We start from the raw sequence: 16,690 nt of genomic DNA on the forward strand, positions 1-16,690 counted from the left end.
GGAGGCGGGGCCCGTCTCAGTCCTCCCCGTCGGCGTTCCAGAGCCCCACCAGGTCCCGGTACAAGGGCGATCGGGCGGGCAGTTCCTCGTGCGTGCCGCACACCGCCCGGGTCCCGTCCAGTACGAGGACCCGATCGGCCCGGGCCGCCGACGAGATCCGGTGGGCCACCACGACCAGCGTCCCCGGACGGGCGGCGAGGGCCTGCTCGGCGCGCGCCTCGGCACGCGGGTCCAGGTGACAGGTGGCCTCGTCGAGCAGCAGCAGCGGGGCGGGTGAGAGGTGGGCCGCGGCCAGGGCGAGCTGCTGGCACTCGCCCTGGGACAGCCGCTGCGGCACGACGGCCCCGTCGAGGCCGCCGAGCCGCTCGACGAGGGCGCCCACGCCCAGGGCGGCGACCGCCTCGCGCACCCGGGCGTCGTCGGGTGGACGCGGTCCGGCGCACAGGTGGGTCAGGTTCTCCCGGACGCTGCCGGTGAAGACGTAGGCCTGCTGGGGCAGCAGGGTGCGTCGCGGATCCGGCTCCGAGGCGTCCCGCTCGGGACGTGCGGCCGCTCCTGCCACCAGGACCGTGCCCCGGTCGGGGCTGAGCAGCCCGGCGAGCAGCGCGGTGAGCGTCGACTTGCCGATGCCGCTCGGGCCGACGACGGCGAGGTGCTCGCCCGGGCGGACGACCAGGTCGAGGTCCTCCAGTACGGGGGCAGCCCGGGGGCCGTACGCGAAGGTCACGCCGCGCAACTCCGCGGCGGACGGCGGGACGGGCGACACCGGTACGGGCGACGCGGGCGGCGGATCCTGCGAGGGGTTCGGGGCGGGCTCGGGCTCGCGGAAGCGCTCCAGCACCACCAGCAGCCGGGTGCCGGCGGATCCGAGGGCCGTCATCAGGGAGTGCAGGGCGGGCAGCAGCGCCTGTACGAGGTAGGTGAGCGCGCCCACCAGGGTCCCGGCGGTGACCCCCCGGTCCAGCAGCCACGGGGTCGCCACCAGCAGCGCGATCACCGGCAGCCGGCCGGCCGCCCCGAGGGCGACGGTACGCACGGCCGCCCACCGGGCGAGACGGCGGGTCAGCCGCTCCTGCGCCCCGATCAGGGTCTCCACCTCGGAGGTCGCGCTCGCGCCGCCGCCGCAGGCCACGATGTCGCGCAGTCCCTCACCGACCGCGCCCACCCGGCGCGACAGCGCCTCGTCGGTGTCGAGGGAGTCGCGTTGCACGCCGGCCATCGGGCGCAGCGTGGCGAGGAAGAGGCCGAGGCCCAGCAGCAGCGGGGGCAGTACGACGAGGAGCAGGACGGGGGCGAGGGCCGCCATGCCGGCCAGCGCGCCCGCGGCCGTGAACACGAACGACCGGGCCGTGAGGACGATGCCCGCGAAGGAGTCCCGGGCCATCTCCGTCTGTTGGGTGAGCCGGGAGACGGCGCCGGCGTCCGCGGCGCGGGACGGGTCGGCGACGGCCCGGTCGAGGGCGTGCCGCACGGCCCTGCGCACGAGGCCGTCGCGCAGCGGTTCCACCAGGTCGGCGAGGGCGGCGAAGACCCCGCGCAGCGCGAGGGCGCCGAGCAGGGCGCCCAGTGCGGCGACCACGAGCCAGCCCAGGCCGACCGCGGTGCGCCCGGCGAGGAAGCCGTCGTCGAGGGCGCGGGCCACGCCGAAGCCGGTGAGGAAGGTGTGGGCGGACTCCAGGAGCGACCAGCCCCCGAGTCGCGCCAGGGCGGGGGCGCGGCCCCGCAGGAACCGGCGCGCGTCGGGGCTCACGCGCCGCCAGGTGTCGTGCTCGTTCACCGGGCCGCCCCCTGACCGCTCGGGCCGATCGGGTCGGCCGTGCGGGCCGGCCCCGGATCGGCTTCGGGCGCCGGCGCGGGTCCCGGACCGGGCGCGGGCTCCGGTCGCGCCCCTGCGGCGAACACGGCCCGGTAGTGCGGATCGCGCCACAACTCGACGTGGGTGCCGGTGGCCCGAACTCGTCCCCCTTCCAGCCACACGACGAGGTCGGCCCGGGCGGCCGAGGAGATCCGGTGCGCGACGACGATCCGGGTGCCGGCCCGGACCTGTTCCGCGACGGCCCGCTCGACCTCGCGGGCGGTGACCGTATCGAGGCTGGAGGTGGCGTCGTCGAGGATCAGCAGTCGGCCGGCGCGGCAGAACGCCCGCGCCAGGCCGAGGCGTTGGACTTCCCCACCGGACAGGGGGGCGTCGGCCACCGGGGTGTCGTACCCCCGGGGCAGGCGGCGTACGAACAGGTCCGCGCCGGCAGCCCGGGCGGCCCCGCGCACCGCTTCGGGGTCCGGCGGCGGGCCCGAGCCGAACGCGATGGCGTCGCCCACGCTGTCGCCGAGCAGGGCGGGCCGGTGGAAGGCGTGGCCGACGTCGCGGCGCAGGGCTTCGGCGGTCAGTTCCCGCAACGGGACACCGTCCAGCAGTACCTGCCCGCTGTCGGGGTCCGCGAGTCGTCCGGCGACGGCGGCGAGCAGCGTCTTGCCGGAGCCCGAGCCGCCCACGACGGCCGCCGTGCTCCCGCCGGGAATGAGCAGGTCGATGTCGCGCAGCACCGCGGATCCGTCGCGGGTCACGCGTACGCCGCGCAGTTCCAGGGTGCCGGGGCCGCCGTCGGGCAGCTGCCGGTCGCCGTGTTCCAGGGCGGGCAGGTCGAACAGTTCGGCGGTGCGCCGGGCGGCGGCCCGGCCGCGCACGGCGGCGCTGAGCTTGCCGGTGACGGCTCCGATGCCGGCGGCGAGGCCGGCGTAGCGCACGGCGGCGAGGAGTTCCCCGACGTCGAGCGCGCCGGAGGACAGGCGGATGCCGCCCACGCCGAGGACGACGTACAGCAGGAGCGGCATGAGGGCGGTGGTGCGGGCCATCGTCGCTCCGTACACCCGCCACATCCGGCGACCCTCGGTGTCGAGGTCGGGCAGTCGGGCGAGGATCCTGGCGCGTTCCCTGGCGGCGGTGCCGGCGGCGGCGATGGTGCGCGCCCCGGCCAGGGCCTCGACGAGTCGGCCCGCGGTCGCGAGTTGCGCCCGCTGGTAGCGGGAGACGATGGCGGAGGAGTCGCGGGCGAAGGCCCTCAGCAGGAGGACGAGCGGGGGCAGGCCGGCGACGAAGGCCAGTGCGGTCCAGGGGTCGATGACGAACAGCGCGACGAGTCCCCCGATCGGGGGCAGCAGCGCGGCGATCCCGGTCGCGAGGGTGGCCGGCACGGTCCCGGCCTCGCCGGCGTGCGCGGTCAGTCGGGCCGCGATCTCGCCGGGGGCGAGTCGGGCCGCGTGGTGGGGCGCGGTGCGCAGCAGTCTGGAGAGCCCCAGCCGGCGCAGCCAGGCCGTGGAGCGGGCGTCCACCGCGCCGGTGAGCCGGGTCGTGGCGGCGTCCAGGAGCACCTCGGCGACGATGACGGCGGCGCACAGCAGGGTCCAGTACGGGGCGGTCGGATCGTGGCGGAGGAGCCGGTCGAGGGTGAGGCCGAGCAGCGCGGGTTCGGCGAGGGCGGCGACGGAGGCGGCGGTCGCGCATCCGAGCACGGCGGCGGCGCGTCCGGTGCTGTGCCGGGCGGCTTCGCGGAGCGCGCGATCGGCGGAGCGGGGGCCCTCGGGGCCCGTGGGGGTTGCGGTACCCCGGGAGCGTTCGTGGGCGAGGACGGCCGGTTCCGGCGGGTCGTCGTGCGGGGTCATCCGCGGCGGCTCCTGAGAGGTGGGTCGGGGCCCGGACGGCGAACCGTCCGGGCCCCGTACAGGCCTGACGACCTGGTTAGTTACAGGTCGTGATGCTCAGGCTGCTGTCTCCGCAGAGCAGCAGGCTCGCGCGGCTTCCGCCGCCCGTCATCGCGGCCTCGGTGATCTCTTCCTTGGGGGTTTCCATCGACTGCAGGTCAAGAAGCGTCATGTCAGTTCCTCTTCTTCTCCGGGGATGTACCGATGGGTCACGGCCCCTTGCGGGACCGGCTTGGGGGCCGCTGCGGCGTCGCGCAGCGGCGGGAGGAACGGCAGGTGCGCGCGCCCGCCGGGCGCGGCGCTGCCGAGGGCGAGGAGAGCGCCGGCCGTGCCCGTGGAGAGGTCCATGGACAGGCGCATCATCTGCTCGCCGGGGAAGGCCAATTGGCCTTGGTAGGGGACGGCGTGCCGGGCGAGGGCGTCGATCTGCCGCGCGATGTCGTCGGGCCGCGTCCCGGGTCCGGGGGTCGTGGTCCGGGCGAGGTGCAGGATCATGCCGGCCGCGCCGCGGAACAGTCCGGGCTGGGCGTAGAAGGTGGCCTGGGCGGCTGCGACGATGCCGCGCCGGGCTTCCTCGAAGCGTGGGTCGGCGCCGTGCTCCAGCCAGTCGTCGAGCACCATGCCGATACCGGCGCTGCCCTCGCCCAGGTAGGGCATGGTCCGCCAGCCCTCGTTGACCTGGAGGGTGCCGAACGCGCTGGTCACGCAGTGGTCGAGGTCGCGGTGCAGGGCTTGTCCGGCTCGTGCCAGGAGTTCCGCGTCGCCGGTGCGTTCGTACAGGCGCAGGAAGAGCAGGGCGGGGCCGGCGTTGCCGTACAGGAGTCCCGCCCGGGTGAGGTCGGGTGCGGAGCGGGCGACGAGTTCGGCGCAGCGAAGGGCGGCGTCGTGCAGGGCGCTCTCCCCGGTCGTGGTGCCCAGGGCGTCCAGTGCGAGGCCGACTCCGGCGAGGCCGCTGTGCAGGTCGGGGCCGACGGTCTGCCACGGTTGGCGCAGCAGTCGCTCGGCGAGGGCGAGGGCGCGTTCACGATGCCCGAGCCGGTCGAGGGTCCAGGCGGTGCCGGCGAGGCCGTCGTAGAAGCCGAGGGGTGTGCCGGAGGCCGGCTCCTCGGTTCGTTTGAGCAGCCACTTCTCGGCCTCGGGCCAGGGTTCGGCGCCGGTCTCGGCCAGGGCGTAGAGGACGCCCGCGGCCCCGTGTCCGAAGCCGGTCCCGCCTCCGGCCGTGGCGAACTGGGCGATGTCGCCGGGGAAGAGCCTGTCGTCGCGGTCCAGGGTGGCCGAGGCGCGCAGGGCGGCCGTCATGGACGCGCGGGCGCGGGGCCAGTCCCCCGGTTCGACGGGCAGGTACGGGCCGGTGGGCACGGTCGGGCGATGGCCGGGCTCGCCGGGCGGCGGGTCGTAGAGGATCTCCTCCACGGCCTCGTCGAGGAAGGCCCTCGGTACGGGGAACTGTTCGGCGGCGATGTCGGCCAGATGTGTGGCCTTCGCCCGGTCCAGTACGAACAGGCTGGTCAGTGGCAGGAACAGGGCGAGTCTGAGGCAGGCGAGGGCGTAGCGGTCGACGGAGAAGCCGCGTCGCCCGGCGGGGGCGACGAACGCCGGGTTGGCGACGGTCTGCCGCAGCCCTTCGTCGACGTGGGCGGCGGCCTCGAAGTCCAGGAGCGCCACGGAGGGTTCGCCGTTCTCGTCCTCCGTCACCATGATGTTGAACAGGTGCAGGTCGTTGAAGACGACCCCGCGTGCGTGCACGGCGTCCACGGCCTCCGTCACCCGTCGGTGGATCGTCAGTGCCCACCGGGTGTAGGAGGCGAGTTCCTCCGGGTCGGGTTCCGCCTCGATCAGGGGGTGTCGGCGGGCGAAGTACGTGTTGAGCGGCTTGCCCTCCAGGAACTGCAGGACGAGGAAGTGGTGGTCGCCGACGGTGAAGGTGCCGCGGACGGACGGGACGCAGTCCAGGCCCTCCAGTCGTTCCAGGGCGGTCCGCTCGCGGTGCAGCCGGGCCACGGCGTCGGCTCCGTCGGCGGCGAGCCCCGCATGGGGGCGGGCCTCCTTCAGCACCACCGGTTCGCCGGTGCGGCTGTCCGTGCCGGCGTAGACGCCGCCTCCGTTGGAGAAGTGGAGGGCGCGCTCGATCGTGTAGGGCACGTCGGTGAGCGTCACGGCCGAGCGGGCGTCGAGGTGCGGCTTCAGGAAGGCCGGGAGGTCGACCCACTCGGGCGGTTGGAACACCGGCCCGCGGGGGTCCGGGACGAGCGTGCCGTCGGGGGCCTCGATCGCCGGCACGAGTTCGCCCCGCGCGTCGTAGCAGTGCCGCAGGGTGAAGCTCCCGTAGCGCAGGTGGACCGGTCCGGCGCCCCAGCGCAGATCGCTCAGGATGTACGGTCCGGGCTCGCCGGCCAGCAGGGCGTCGAGGTCCTCGGCGATGCGCCGGCACTGCTCCTGGTCGGCCGGGTACACCGTGATGAACTTGCCGCCGGCCGCGCGGTCCGCGTACTTGGCGTTGCGTAGGTGCAGCAGGTGGCGGCTCGGCACGAACTTGAAGGCGATGCGCCGGGGCACGCAGTAGTCCTGGACGCGGTCGAGGATCGACTCGGCGTTGTCCAGGCAGGCGGAGACGTGGATCTTCCAGCCCTGGGCGGGGAGTTCGACGCCGACGGGGCGCAGCGCGTACCAGTCGCCGGTGCGGTGCGAGCGCCACCCGGTCGGTACGGGAGCGAGGGCCGCGCCGTAGTTCTCGTCGGCCCGTCGGTACGGGGCGTCGTAGAACCAACGGTCGGCGTCGCAGAACGCGGCGTACCCCTTGTTCACTCCTGCTCCCTCGGTCGGTGACAGGAACGAAGGTGTCACGGGGGGCGTCGGCCCCGACAGTCACCGCTGTCACCGACCGGGTGTGCAGTACGCACGAGTCACTTGGCGGCCCGCGAGGGGTGGTCGGAACCGGGACGAGCACGGTCGGAACGGGTCGGTCGGGGCACGGCCGGGACGGGCCGGGACGGGCCGTCGCGCGGGCCGTCGCGCGGGCCGTCGGGGTGGGCCGTCGGGGTGAAGCCACCGCACGCACCGCGCCGCCTCCCCTCCGATGATCCGACCAACCGTAGATTCCTTGAGTCCGCGGAGCACCGGCCGTCAGACCGGTCTCCTTCGCTGCGACCGTCGGCGTACGGTCCGGTCCCGCCCGGGAGAGTGCCATGCGTTCTCGTGTCGTCGTCGCCGCCCTGCTCCTCGCCCTGGGCGTGCCGCTGACGGGCTGCTCGTCCGGGACGGACCCCGCCACCCGAGGGGCCGCCGGCGCACCGGCCGCCGGCCGTCAGACAGCCCCCGCCCACCTGCGCTTCACCGCCAAGACCCTGGACGGCACGGTGTTCGACGGCGCGGCGCTCGCGGGCAGGCCGGTGCTGTTCTGGTTCTACGGGGCCGCGTGCGCCGAGTGCCCGGCCCAGGCCTTCGAGACCGCGGCCAAGGCCGACCGGTACGTCGGGCGCGTCCACGTGGTGGCCGTCGCGGAACCGGGCACGGGCAACGGCCTTCAGGGCTTCGCCGCCCCGGCCGGGGCCGGCCGGCTCCCGCACCTCTCCGACGTCGGCCACGCCCTGCGGGACCGCTTCCACGCCGAGGGCATCAACACCTACGTGCTGCTCGACGAGGACGGCGAGGTCCGCTACAAGGGCGCCGGAGCGGAGGGCGACACACTCGACGGGGAGCTTGCCGCCCTCGCCTCCGGAGCCTGACGGGGTCGGGTCGGTCGCGCGGTGGAGGCCGGGAGCCGGTGCCGGGCGGCGCCGTCGGCCGTCCGGGCCCCGGGTGCGCCCGGTTCGGCCGATCGACCCGGGCGCGGGTTCCCGACCGCGCGAGATGGTCGCGGTGACTCAGTGCGACCGCACCGGAACGGGGTGTCGCGTGATGGCCCGACGGAACGCCGGGCGACCGCCTCCGGCCCCTGCCCGACGGGCCCCGCCCCCCGCTCGACCGGCGCCGCCCCGACCCCGCGAACCGCCCCGTCGGCCGAGAGAACAGCGCGAATCACGACCCCGACGGCCATGCGGTGCTACAAATAGTCTGTGACCCATCCTTGCAACCCGTGCCGGGGACGTCGGTGCGGTCACTGAGCCGGAATCGCCCGCGAAGCGTCGCCCGACAGGTATTCGTCCTTCAGGTGGCGATCGTGGTGCTGCTCGCGGCCGGGGCGGTCCTGGCGCTGGTGCTCCAGTCCCGTCACGACGTCGACCGGGAGGCCCGCACCCGCTCGGTGTCGGTCGCGCAGACGGTCGCCCACTCGGCCGGGATGTGCGAGGCCCTGCGGTCGTCCGATCCCGCGAAGACCCTCCAGCCGCTCGCCGAGTCCACGCGCAAGGACGCCGGGGTGGACTTCATCGTCGTGATGGACACCGAGGGGATCCGCTACAGCCATCCGCTGCCGGACCGCATCGGCAAACGGTTCGTGGGCACCATCGAGCCCTCCCTCGCCGGCCAGGTCCACACGGAGAGCGTGCGGGGCCCGCTCGGCAAGGAGATCCAGGCCATCGTGCCGGTCTACTGCGACGGCAAGGTCACCGGACTGGTGTCGGCCGGACTCACCGTGAAGAACGTGTCCGGCGTCGTCGACCGCCAGCTCCCCGTCATCCTCGGTGCCAGCGCGGCCGGACTCGCCCTGGCCACCGTGGGCGCGTGGCTCATCAGCAGGCGACTGCGCCGCCAGACGCACGGGCTCGGCCCCGAGGAAATGACCCGCATGTACGAGCACCACGACGCGGTGCTCCACTCGGTGCGCGAGGGCGTGCTCATCACCGACGGCGGCGGACGGCTGCTCCTCGCGAACGACGAGGCGAAACGCCTGCTGAAACTGCCGGCCGACGCCGAGGGCCAGTACATCGGGAACCTCACCGGACTCGACCGGACCGTGTGCGACCTGCTGCTGTCCGGCCGGGTCGCCACCGACGAGGTGCACGAGGCCGGGGAACGACTCCTGGTGATCAACCAACGGCCGACACGGCCCGGCGGCGGGCCCGAGGGGGCCGCGGTCACCATCCGGGACTCCACTGAGATGCGGGTCCTCAGCACCCGCGCCGACGCGGCCCGGCGCCGGCTGAGGCTGCTGTACGACGCCGGGGTCGGCGTCGGCACCACCCTCGACGTGGGGCGGACGGCCCAGGAACTGGCCGACGTGGCCGTTCCGCGGTTCGCGGACTTCGCGACCGTCGAGCTGGCGGAAGCCGTCCTGCACGGGGACGAGCCGAACAGCACGGCGCCCGACCTGCTCCGCACCGGTTTCAGCGGCATCGCCGACGACGTGCCGCTCTACCCGCGCGGCAGGCTGATCGACTTCCGACCGTCCACCCCCCAGGCCCGCGGCCTCACCACCGGCCGGGCCGAGCTGATCCCCGATCTCGCCGACGCGCCGGGATGGTACGCACAGGACCCGGAGCGGGCGCAGGCCATCCTCGACTACGGCGTGCACTCCCTGATCACGGCCCCCCTCAAGGCGCGGGGCGCGGTGCTGGGCCTGGTCAACTTCTGGCGGTCGCGGAAGGACGAGCCCTTCGACGAGGAGGACCTGTCGCTCGCCGAGGAACTCGTGGCCCGGGCCGGTGTCACCATCGACAACGCCCGCCGCTACACCCGCGAACACGCCTTGGCCGTGACCCTCCAGCGCAGTCTGCTGCCGCGCGACCTGCCCGAGCAGAGCGGCGTCGAGGTGGCCCATTTCTACCTGCCGGCGCAGTCCGGGGTGGGCGGCGACTGGTTCGACGTGATCCCGCTGCCCGGCAGCAGGGTCGCGCTCGTCGTCGGCGACGTCGTCGGCCACGGGTTGCACGCGGCGGCGGCCATGGGACGACTGCGTACGGCCGTGCTCAACTTCTCCTCGCTGGACCTGCCTCCCGACGAACTCCTCAGCCGGCTCGACGACCTCGTCCAGTACATCGACCAGGGCGGGGACGGCGGATCCGACGGCGGCCTGCTCGGGGCCACCTGCCTCTACGCCGTCTACGACGCGGTGACGCAGCGCTGCACGGTGGCACGCGCCGGGCACGTGCCCCCGGCGATCGTGCGGCCCGACGGCGGAGTGGAGATCCCCGAACTCCCCGCCGGCGCGCCCCTGGGCCTGGGCGGCTTCCCGTTCGAGTCGACGGAGTTGGAGCTGCCCGAAGGCTCCCAGCTGGTGCTGTACACCGACGGGCTGATCGAGGACCGCGCCCGCGACATCGACGAGGGCCTCGATCTGCTGCGGGCGGCGCTCGCCCACGCGGACCGCAAGCCCGAGGACACCTGCCGGGCCGTTCTCTCGCAACTCCTGCCGGTGCGCTCCCGCGACGACGTGGCGCTGTTGGTCGCGCGGACGTCGGCGCTGCCGACGGACCGGATCGCCGAGTGGGAGGTGCCCTTCGAACCGAGTTCGGTGGGCGTCATGAGGGCTCATGCCATGCGGAAGCTGGACGAATGGGGCCTGTCCGAGCTCTCGTTCGGCACCGAGCTGGTCCTGAGTGAACTCATCACGAACGCGATCCGCCACGGTTCCGCGCCGGTGCGCGTCCGTCTGCTGTTCGACCGGATGCTGACCTGCGAGGTCTTCGACGGCAGCAGCAGTTCACCCCGTCTGCACTACGCCACCACCACGGACGAGGGTGGCCGCGGACTCTTCCTCGTGGCCCAGATCAGCCGGCGTTGGGGAGCCCGGTACACGCCCGAGGGCAAGGTCCTCTGGTCCGAACAGGCGTTGCCGGACCCCGAGGACACCTAGACGGCCCGGGTCCCGTGGCCGGGGCTCCGCCCGGTCCGCGGCGGGCGGGTGGGTGGAGCACTGCGTCCGGGGGAGGCCGCTCGGGCGTGTGCGGCGGCCCCGGAGCGGCCTCCGGCAGTCACGTTTTCGCCATGGCCGCATCACAACTCGGCATCCGATCTCCGAGGTTGCCTCGACGCCTGAATTGCCGTTTTCGCGGCCTGTAACGTTCACGCGTTCGAAGAAGTTCCCTTGGAAGGACCCACCATGTCGACTCCGCCGTCGCCTCAGGGCGAGCACACCGCTCCCCCGGCCCCTGGCACGCCCGCTCCCGAGGCCGCGAAGCCCAAGGGTTCCAAAGCCAAGAAGGTCCTGAGGTTCGTCGCCCTCATCGTCGTCGCCGTCGTGGTGAAGTTCGGCATCTCGTACTTCTTCAACTCGCCGGTGCGCGCCGAGGCGGGCGACTGCGTCAAGGTGACGGGCAGCGAGAACAGCCCCGAGGTGGAGACGAAGGGCTGCGGCGACAAGGACGCCAACTACAAGGTGCTGAAGGTCGTGGAGAACACCTTCGACACCGGCGCCTGCACCGTGGGCGAGGCCGCCCTAGCACAGCAGTGGGAGCAGGAGAAGTTCGTCCTCTGCCTGGAGCCGGTCAAGCACTGACCCCGCTCCCGCCGGTGACGCCCGCTCACCCGGCGCGTCCGTACCGGCGACCGCGACATTCCCGCCGCCCCCTCCCCACGGAGGGGGCGGTTCGGCGTTCGCGCGGGGATTCGGGGCCGAAGGGCGAGGGGGAGGCCCCGGCCGGTCTGGGGGGTGACCGGCCGGGGCGGCTCGGGGGTGGTGGCCGGGAGGCAGGCCCCTCTGCGGCCACATCTATATGAACGCTCAACCAGTCGGCCGCGTTCCCTCGCCCTGACGTGACCCCCGTCACCCCCGTCGACGCCGATCGCGTCGACTCCGGACGCGGGGATGCCGCCCCCGGCGCGGAGGCCGGGGGCGGCATTCACCTCGCGGGTCGGACCCGCCGGTGCGGTCGGTCGGTCACGCCGGGGCGTGCGTGGTCGGCTCCCTCAGCAGGGCCCAGATGATGAAGATGTCGATGGCGATGATGATGATCGCCCACAGGGGCTGGTACGGCAGCCACAGGAAGTTCACCACGATGCTGAGGGCCGCGAGCCCCACACCGAGGGCGCGCGCCCATGCCGCGCCCTTGAGAATGCCCACACCGGCGACGAGCAGGATCACACCGAGGATCAGGTGGATCCAGCCCCACGCCGTGAGGTCGAAGCGGTAGATGTAGCTGCCCACCCGTGCGAAGACCTCGTCGTTGGCGAGGGCCCCGATGCCGTTCAGAACGGCGAGCACCCCGTCGACGAAGAGCAGGACACCGGCGAACATGACGCCCGAGCCCGTGTAGCCGGCGCCGCCCCGCTCACTCCAGCGGGAAGGTTCCGGTGTCGGCGCCCCGGACGGGGTCGCGGTCTGGGCCATGACAGCCTCCTTGGCCGAACACCCCGAGCAGTTGGACACGCCGACGATTGCGACGTGAGGCCGACGATCCGCCGCGTCGATCCCCGCCACCACCCGGGCGGGGCCATTCGGGTGAATGCCCCGGAGTGCGGCGCGCACGCACGGGCACGACGGGAACGCGACGGCGCGACGGCGCCCCAGCCGCGACCAATCCGACCCGGCCTCGGCTGCGAAGTGCCTGTGTACGCCCGCTCCGGCGGCGCGGCCGTGTCCTCGTGCCCGAACCGTGCACGAGGGTCCCCCTGGCGGAAGGAGCCTCGATGAGGCCCGTGGCAGACCGACTGGCCGAACTCCTCGGGCACTTCCTCGCCGGACCTCCACCGGTGCGCCTGCGCGCCTGGGACGGCAGCGAGTCCGGCCCCGAGGACGCTCCCCTGGTCGTGCTCCGCTCCCCCGACGCACTACGCCGCCTGTTGTGGCAGCCCGGCGAGCTCGGCCTCGCCGAGGCCTACATCGCCGGCGACCTGGACATCGAGGGGGACCTGGCCGACGGCCTCGGCCGCGCCTGGCAGTCCGTGCGCGAGCACGGCACCGCGACGCCGGGTCCGACGGGATGGGCCCGGGCCGCGGCGCTCGCCGTGGGACTGGGCGTGGCAGGCATACCGCCGCACGCCCCGGACGCCCCCAAGGCCCGCCTCGGCGGCAGGCTGCACAGTTCCACCCGGGACCGGGCCGCCATCAGCCACCACTACGACCTGTCCAACGAGTTCTACGCCCTGCTGTTGGACCCGTCCATGGCCTACTCCTGCGGCTACTGGTCCCGCCCCGACGACCCCGACTACACACCGGCCGACGCCCAGTACGACAAGTTGGAACTGATCTGCCGCAAGGTCGGCCTGCGGGCCGGCTCCCGCCTCCTCGACGTCGGTTGCGGCTGGGGTTCGCTCGCCGTGCACGCCGCACGCGCCCACAAGGCCCAGGTCACCGCCGTGACCCTGTCCCGGGCACAGCGGGACTTCGTGACCGACCGGGTCGCGCGGGAGGGCCTGACCGATCTGGTCGAGGTGCAGTTGCGGCACTGGCGTCACATCGACGGCGGGGGCTACGACGCGGTCAGCGCCGTCGAGATGGGCGAGCACGTGGGGGACGTCGAGTACCCGGAGTTCACGTCCCTGCTCCACGGAGCGCTGCGCCCCGGTGGACGACTCCTGATCCAGCAGATGTCCCGCGGCATGAACGCTCCCGGCGGCGGCGCCTTCATCGAGAACTACATCGCGCCCGACATGCACATGCGGCCCGTCGGTCGCACGGTCGACCTCATCGAGGACGCGGGGTTCGAGGTGCGTTCCGTCGAGGCCCTGCGCGAGCACTACGCCTGGACCATCGACGCCTGGCGCCGCACCCTGGAGGAACGGTGGGTGGACTTCGAGGCGCTGGTCGGCCAGGCCACGGCCCGAGTGTGGCGTCTGTACCTCGCGGGCAGTTCGCTCGCGTTCACCGAGCGCCGCATGGGCGTCGACCAGATCCTCGCCGTCAGGCCGTCCCGGGAGGGGCGCAGCGACATGCCGGCCACACCGGTGAGCTGGTACGAGTCGCAAGCACGGGCGTGAGCGGCGGGAGGCGGTCCCCGATGAGCCCCGGGTCGCTCCACGTTCCCGCCGCGCCCGGCCGGGAGCTGCCGTCGGCGCTGTCCCTGCGGAGGAATCCGGCGCGTCCGACGGCGGCGGTCCTCGTGCTGCACGGGGGCCGCGCCGACGGACTGACCGCGCCGCCCGCCCTCAACCTGCCCCTCCTGCGCATGCGGGCGTTCACCCGCGCGCTCGTGCGGGCCACCGGGCCGGACCGGGTGGTCGTCGCGGAGGTGCGGTACCGCCACCGGGGCTGGAACGGCGCCCGGGAGGATCCGGTGCGGGACACCGCGCGGGCCCTGGACGAGCTGCGCCGCATGGCCGGATCCGTCCCCGTGGTCCTCGTGGGGCACTCCATGGGTGGTCGGGCCGCGTTGCGCGCGGCGATCGACCCCTCGGTACGGGCGGTGATCGGGCTCGCCCCGTGGTGCCCGCCCGGTGAGCCGGTGACCCGGCTCGCGGGCAAGTCGGTGGTGCTCCTGCACGACGAGGCGGACCGGGTCACCGATGCCCGGGCGAGCTGGGACCACGTCCGGCGGGCCCGCGCCGCCGGGGCGCGGGCCGCGGGGGTCGTCATGCCCGAGGGCGGGCACGCGATGCTCCGTCAGTCCGCGCGCTGGCACGAGGCCACCGTCGCCGCCGCGCTGGGGTTCCTCGGGTCCCGCGAACTCCCCGAGGGCCTCTTCACCGGGCCGGTCCCGATGTCCTGGCCCCGGCCGGACGCTGTCGACGTTCCCCGTGGAGCGGGCTGACGCCGCCCCGGCCCCGGACCGGTGACGGGGGCTCGCGCACGGCAGGATGCCACCTCGCGGTTCGGTCGCGAGGTGGCATCCTGCCGTGCGCGATCGGCTCCGTCCCGTTCCGGGGCGGTTCGGGTTCCGGATCGGGTCACGCCAGGAGTTTGGCCTTCGCCCGCTCGAACTCCTCCTGGGTGATGTCGCCCTTGTCCTTGAGCGTCGAGAGCTTGTGGAGCTCGTCGACCGCGCCGCCCGGGGAGCCGGTCGTGCCGGCCGCCTTCTGGACGTACTGCCGGAAGGCCTGCTCCTGCTCCTCGGCCTGCTTCACGTCCCGCTTGCCCATGCCCCGGCCTCGGACGATGAGGTAGATGAAGACGCCGATGTACGGCAGCAGGAGGACCAGGACGAGCCAGCCCGCCTTGCCCCATCCGTGCAGTTCGTGATCGCGGAAGATGTCCGTGATCACCTTGAAGAGCAGGAAGAACCACATGACCCAGATGAAGATCCAGAGCATGGTCCAGAACAGATTGAGCAGTGGGTAGTCGTCCACGAGTCACTCCGATCACGTATGGGACGAATCCATTCATACCGCCGGGTGGACCGCTCCGCACGCGGAGCGACAGGTCGCGGTTCTTACGGATCCGTGACGTGCGGCCCTGTGGGCGCCCCGCTGGAGCGCACGGCGCATAGCGTCGGGGCATGCGCGTACTTGTGACTGGAGGAGCGGGCTTCATCGGCTCGCACGTCGTTTCCGCACTGGCCGAACGGGGGCACGACCCGGTGGTCTTCGACCTGACGGAGGAGAACGGGCGGGACGTACGGGACTCCGCGCAGGTGCGCCGGGCCCTCGCCGGGGTGGACGCGGTGTGCCACCAGGCCGCCAAGGTGGGGCTGGGCAAGGACTTCGGCGACGCCCCGGACTACGTGTCGGCCAACGACCTCGGTACCGCCGTCCTGTTGGCCCGGATGGCGGAGAGCCGGGTGCGGCGGCTGCTGCTCGCCGGGTCGATGGTCGTGTACGGCGAGGGGCGGTACGAGTGCCCGGCCCACGGGGTCGTCCGCCCGGGTCCGCGCGCCGAGGCCGACCTGCGGGCGGGCAGGTTCGAGCCGCGCTGCCCCACCTGCGGCGCCGATCTGGCGCCCGGGCTGGTGGCGGAGGACGCCCCGATGGATCCCCGCAACGTCTACGCCACCACCAAACTGGCCCAGGAGCACCTCGCGGCGTCCTGGGCGCGGGCCACCGGCGGGCGGGTGGTCTCGCTGCGCTACCACAACGTCTACGGGCCCGGAATGCCGCGCGACACCCCGTACGCGGGAGTCGCCGCGCTCTTCCGTTCCGCACTCGCGCGGGGGGAGGCCCCGCGCGTCTTCGAGGACGGCGGGCAGCGTCGGGACTTCGTGCACGTACGGGACGTCGCGGCGGCCAACGCGGTGGCCTTGGAGGCGGTGCGGGACACCCCCGGCTTCGTCGCCTACAACGTGGGCAGCGGCGATCCCCGTACCGTCGGCGACATGGCCAAGGCGCTGTCGGCGGCGTGCGCGGGCCCCGATCCCGTCGTCACCGGCGAGTACCGGCTGGGCGACGTCCGGCACATCACCGCCGACTCGGCGCGGCTGCGCCGGGACCTGGGCTGGCGTCCGGTGGTCACGTTCGAGGCGGGCATGGCCGAACCGGGCGACGGGGTCGCGTAGGTCCTCTTCCCCGCGCCGGGCTCAGTTCTCGGCGATCTGGGCCACCCACCCGTAGGGGAGCTCCGAGCCGTCGAGGGTGACGGCCTCGACGGTGCGGGTCTCGGGGTCGATGTCGGCCTGTACGCCCTCGCCCGCGTAGCGCGGGTACCCGGACGTGCCCGATTCGCCGGTGAAGTCCACGAGGGCCGTGCGCAGGACGCCCTCGCGCCCGGTCCCGCCCTCCGGGCGGGGTCCCGGGCGCAGCACGACGGTGTAGCGACGGGGAGGGGATGCGGGATCGTTCCCGGCGGAGGCGGTCATGCCGCCCAGGCTAGCGACCGGACGATCTCCTCGCCGGGAACCTTCGGCCCCGACTTTCCGCGGGGTCGAGGGTTCCCGGCATGGCGCGCCCCGCCGGGCGGGGCGCGCCGCGGCTATTGCGCACCGCCGGGGCGCAGCAGGTCCGCGTACACGCGTGCCGTCACGCCCGGTCGGCCGGGTTCGCAGGTGACGCGGCCCATTCCCGATGTCGCGCACAGTCGGCCCAGCGCGACCACCGCCGCGCGGACCGTGTCCTCGTCGCCGCCCGTCACGTCGAAGACGACGAGGCCGGGTTCCGCGACGTACCGCTCATCAATGTCGTTCACACCCGTCCCGACGAACTTCGGCCGGCCGCCGGTTCGCCGGCGCCGGGCTGTACATCCGTACGGTCCGACACCCACCCGGGAGGCGCCCCCGACCAGCCGTGGTCGGGGCGCCCCGCGGCGCCG

14 protein-coding genes are annotated in these 16,690 nt (G+C 73.9%); 6 read left to right on the forward strand and 8 right to left on the reverse strand.

Going from position 1 to position 16,690, the window contains the following annotated elements; all coding sequences use genetic code 11:
* Nucleotides 1-16: 16 nt before the first annotated feature.
* The 4 genes from ACQEVM_RS19995 to lanKC all read right to left on the reverse strand — a co-directional run bounded on the left by ACQEVM_RS19995 (nucleotide 17) and on the right by lanKC (nucleotide 6,504).
* Nucleotides 17-1,777 carry an ATP-binding cassette domain-containing protein gene (locus ACQEVM_RS19995; protein WP_433080926.1) on the reverse strand — a complete coding sequence of 587 codons (1,761 nt, stop codon included), beginning with the start codon at nucleotides 1,775-1,777 and terminating at the stop codon, nucleotides 17-19.
* Complete coding sequence (locus ACQEVM_RS20000) at nucleotides 1,774-3,660, reverse strand: ABC transporter ATP-binding protein (protein ID WP_433080928.1); 1,887 nt, start codon at nucleotides 3,658-3,660, stop codon at nucleotides 1,774-1,776. Before ACQEVM_RS20000 ends, ACQEVM_RS19995 begins: the two co-directional genes overlap by 4 nt.
* Before the next feature lie 76 nt (nucleotides 3,661-3,736).
* Nucleotides 3,737-3,871, reverse strand: a complete 135-nt coding sequence (locus tag ACQEVM_RS20005; protein WP_053678097.1) for a SapB/AmfS family lanthipeptide — start codon at nucleotides 3,869-3,871, stop codon at nucleotides 3,737-3,739.
* On the reverse strand, nucleotides 3,868-6,504 hold the full coding sequence (gene lanKC, locus ACQEVM_RS20010) for a class III lanthionine synthetase LanKC (protein ID WP_433080931.1): 2,637 nt from the start codon (nucleotides 6,502-6,504) through the stop codon (nucleotides 3,868-3,870). Before lanKC ends, ACQEVM_RS20005 begins: the two co-directional genes overlap by 4 nt.
* 380 nt (nucleotides 6,505-6,884) lie before the next feature.
* On the opposite strand from lanKC, the gene ACQEVM_RS20015 reads away from it, so the two are divergent.
* The 3 genes from ACQEVM_RS20015 to ACQEVM_RS20025 all read left to right on the forward strand — a co-directional run bounded on the left by ACQEVM_RS20015 (nucleotide 6,885) and on the right by ACQEVM_RS20025 (nucleotide 11,074).
* Complete coding sequence (locus ACQEVM_RS20015; RefSeq protein WP_433080933.1) at nucleotides 6,885-7,424, forward strand: TlpA family protein disulfide reductase; 540 nt, start codon at nucleotides 6,885-6,887, stop codon at nucleotides 7,422-7,424.
* 365 nt (nucleotides 7,425-7,789) lie between these two features.
* Nucleotides 7,790-10,432: a SpoIIE family protein phosphatase gene (locus ACQEVM_RS20020; RefSeq protein ID WP_433085271.1), complete on the forward strand. Its 2,643-nt coding sequence runs from the start codon at nucleotides 7,790-7,792 to the stop codon at nucleotides 10,430-10,432.
* Nucleotides 10,433-10,678: 246 nt separating this feature from the next.
* On the forward strand, nucleotides 10,679-11,074 hold the full coding sequence (locus ACQEVM_RS20025; RefSeq protein ID WP_433080935.1) for an LppU/SCO3897 family protein: 396 nt from the start codon (nucleotides 10,679-10,681) through the stop codon (nucleotides 11,072-11,074).
* A 381-nt stretch (nucleotides 11,075-11,455) separates the two neighbouring features.
* Here the strand turns inward: ACQEVM_RS20025 and ACQEVM_RS20030 are convergent, their stop codons facing one another.
* Nucleotides 11,456-11,905 carry a DUF7144 family membrane protein gene (locus ACQEVM_RS20030; RefSeq protein ID WP_433080937.1) on the reverse strand — a complete coding sequence of 150 codons (450 nt, stop codon included), beginning with the start codon at nucleotides 11,903-11,905 and terminating at the stop codon, nucleotides 11,456-11,458.
* A 299-nt stretch (nucleotides 11,906-12,204) separates the two neighbouring features.
* On the opposite strand from ACQEVM_RS20030, the gene ACQEVM_RS20035 reads away from it, so the two are divergent.
* Nucleotides 12,205-13,494, forward strand: a complete 1,290-nt coding sequence (locus ACQEVM_RS20035; protein ID WP_433080939.1) for a class I SAM-dependent methyltransferase — start codon at nucleotides 12,205-12,207, stop codon at nucleotides 13,492-13,494.
* Nucleotides 13,495-13,514: 20 nt separating this feature from the next.
* The gene (locus ACQEVM_RS20040; protein WP_433080941.1) at nucleotides 13,515-14,264 is read left to right on the forward strand and encodes an alpha/beta hydrolase; all 750 of its coding nucleotides are present in this window, start codon (nucleotides 13,515-13,517) and stop codon (nucleotides 14,262-14,264) included.
* A 136-nt stretch (nucleotides 14,265-14,400) separates the two neighbouring features.
* Here ACQEVM_RS20040 and ACQEVM_RS20045 read toward each other — a convergent pair whose 3' ends face one another.
* On the reverse strand, nucleotides 14,401-14,799 hold the full coding sequence (locus ACQEVM_RS20045; RefSeq protein ID WP_433080943.1) for an SHOCT domain-containing protein: 399 nt from the start codon (nucleotides 14,797-14,799) through the stop codon (nucleotides 14,401-14,403).
* Nucleotides 14,800-14,948: 149 nt separating this feature from the next.
* Here ACQEVM_RS20045 and ACQEVM_RS20050 point away from each other — a divergent pair, with 149 nt between their 5' ends.
* Nucleotides 14,949-15,941: an NAD-dependent epimerase/dehydratase family protein gene (locus ACQEVM_RS20050; protein ID WP_433080945.1), complete on the forward strand. Its 993-nt coding sequence runs from the start codon at nucleotides 14,949-14,951 to the stop codon at nucleotides 15,939-15,941.
* A 21-nt stretch (nucleotides 15,942-15,962) separates the two neighbouring features.
* Here ACQEVM_RS20050 and ACQEVM_RS20055 read toward each other — a convergent pair whose 3' ends face one another.
* Together ACQEVM_RS20055 and ACQEVM_RS20060 are read right to left on the reverse strand one after the other, a co-directional pair.
* Nucleotides 15,963-16,241 (reverse strand): hypothetical protein, encoded by a 279-nt coding sequence (locus ACQEVM_RS20055; RefSeq protein WP_433080947.1) that lies wholly within the window; start codon nucleotides 16,239-16,241, stop codon nucleotides 15,963-15,965.
* 113 nt (nucleotides 16,242-16,354) lie between these two features.
* Complete coding sequence (locus tag ACQEVM_RS20060; RefSeq protein WP_351386335.1) at nucleotides 16,355-16,567, reverse strand: DUF6207 family protein; 213 nt, start codon at nucleotides 16,565-16,567, stop codon at nucleotides 16,355-16,357.
* Between the last annotated feature and the right edge of the window lie 123 nt (nucleotides 16,568-16,690).

The sequence above is a fragment of the Streptomyces sp. CA-243310 genome (assembly GCF_050936775.1).
Taxonomy (GTDB): Bacteria; Actinomycetota; Actinomycetes; order Streptomycetales; family Streptomycetaceae; genus Streptomyces.

What these genes read in the sequence shown, in the direction of transcription:
- ACQEVM_RS20000 (WP_433080928.1), bottom strand. Translation starts at nt 3,660, where the DNA reads ATGACCCCGCACGACGACCCGCCGGAACCGGCCGTCCTCGCCCACGAA.
- ACQEVM_RS20005 (WP_053678097.1), bottom strand. Translation starts at nt 3,871, where the DNA reads ATGACGCTTCTTGACCTGCAGTCGATGGAAACCCCCAAGGAAGAGATC.
- ACQEVM_RS20015 (WP_433080933.1), top strand. Translation starts at nt 6,885, where the DNA reads ATGCGTTCTCGTGTCGTCGTCGCCGCCCTGCTCCTCGCCCTGGGCGTG.
- ACQEVM_RS20025 (WP_433080935.1), top strand. Translation starts at nt 10,679, where the DNA reads ATGTCGACTCCGCCGTCGCCTCAGGGCGAGCACACCGCTCCCCCGGCC.
- ACQEVM_RS20030 (WP_433080937.1), bottom strand. Translation starts at nt 11,905, where the DNA reads ATGGCCCAGACCGCGACCCCGTCCGGGGCGCCGACACCGGAACCTTCC.
- ACQEVM_RS20035 (WP_433080939.1), top strand. Translation starts at nt 12,205, where the DNA reads ATGAGGCCCGTGGCAGACCGACTGGCCGAACTCCTCGGGCACTTCCTC.
- ACQEVM_RS20040 (WP_433080941.1), top strand. Translation starts at nt 13,515, where the DNA reads ATGAGCCCCGGGTCGCTCCACGTTCCCGCCGCGCCCGGCCGGGAGCTG.
- ACQEVM_RS20050 (WP_433080945.1), top strand. Translation starts at nt 14,949, where the DNA reads ATGCGCGTACTTGTGACTGGAGGAGCGGGCTTCATCGGCTCGCACGTC.
- ACQEVM_RS20055 (WP_433080947.1), bottom strand. Translation starts at nt 16,241, where the DNA reads ATGACCGCCTCCGCCGGGAACGATCCCGCATCCCCTCCCCGTCGCTAC.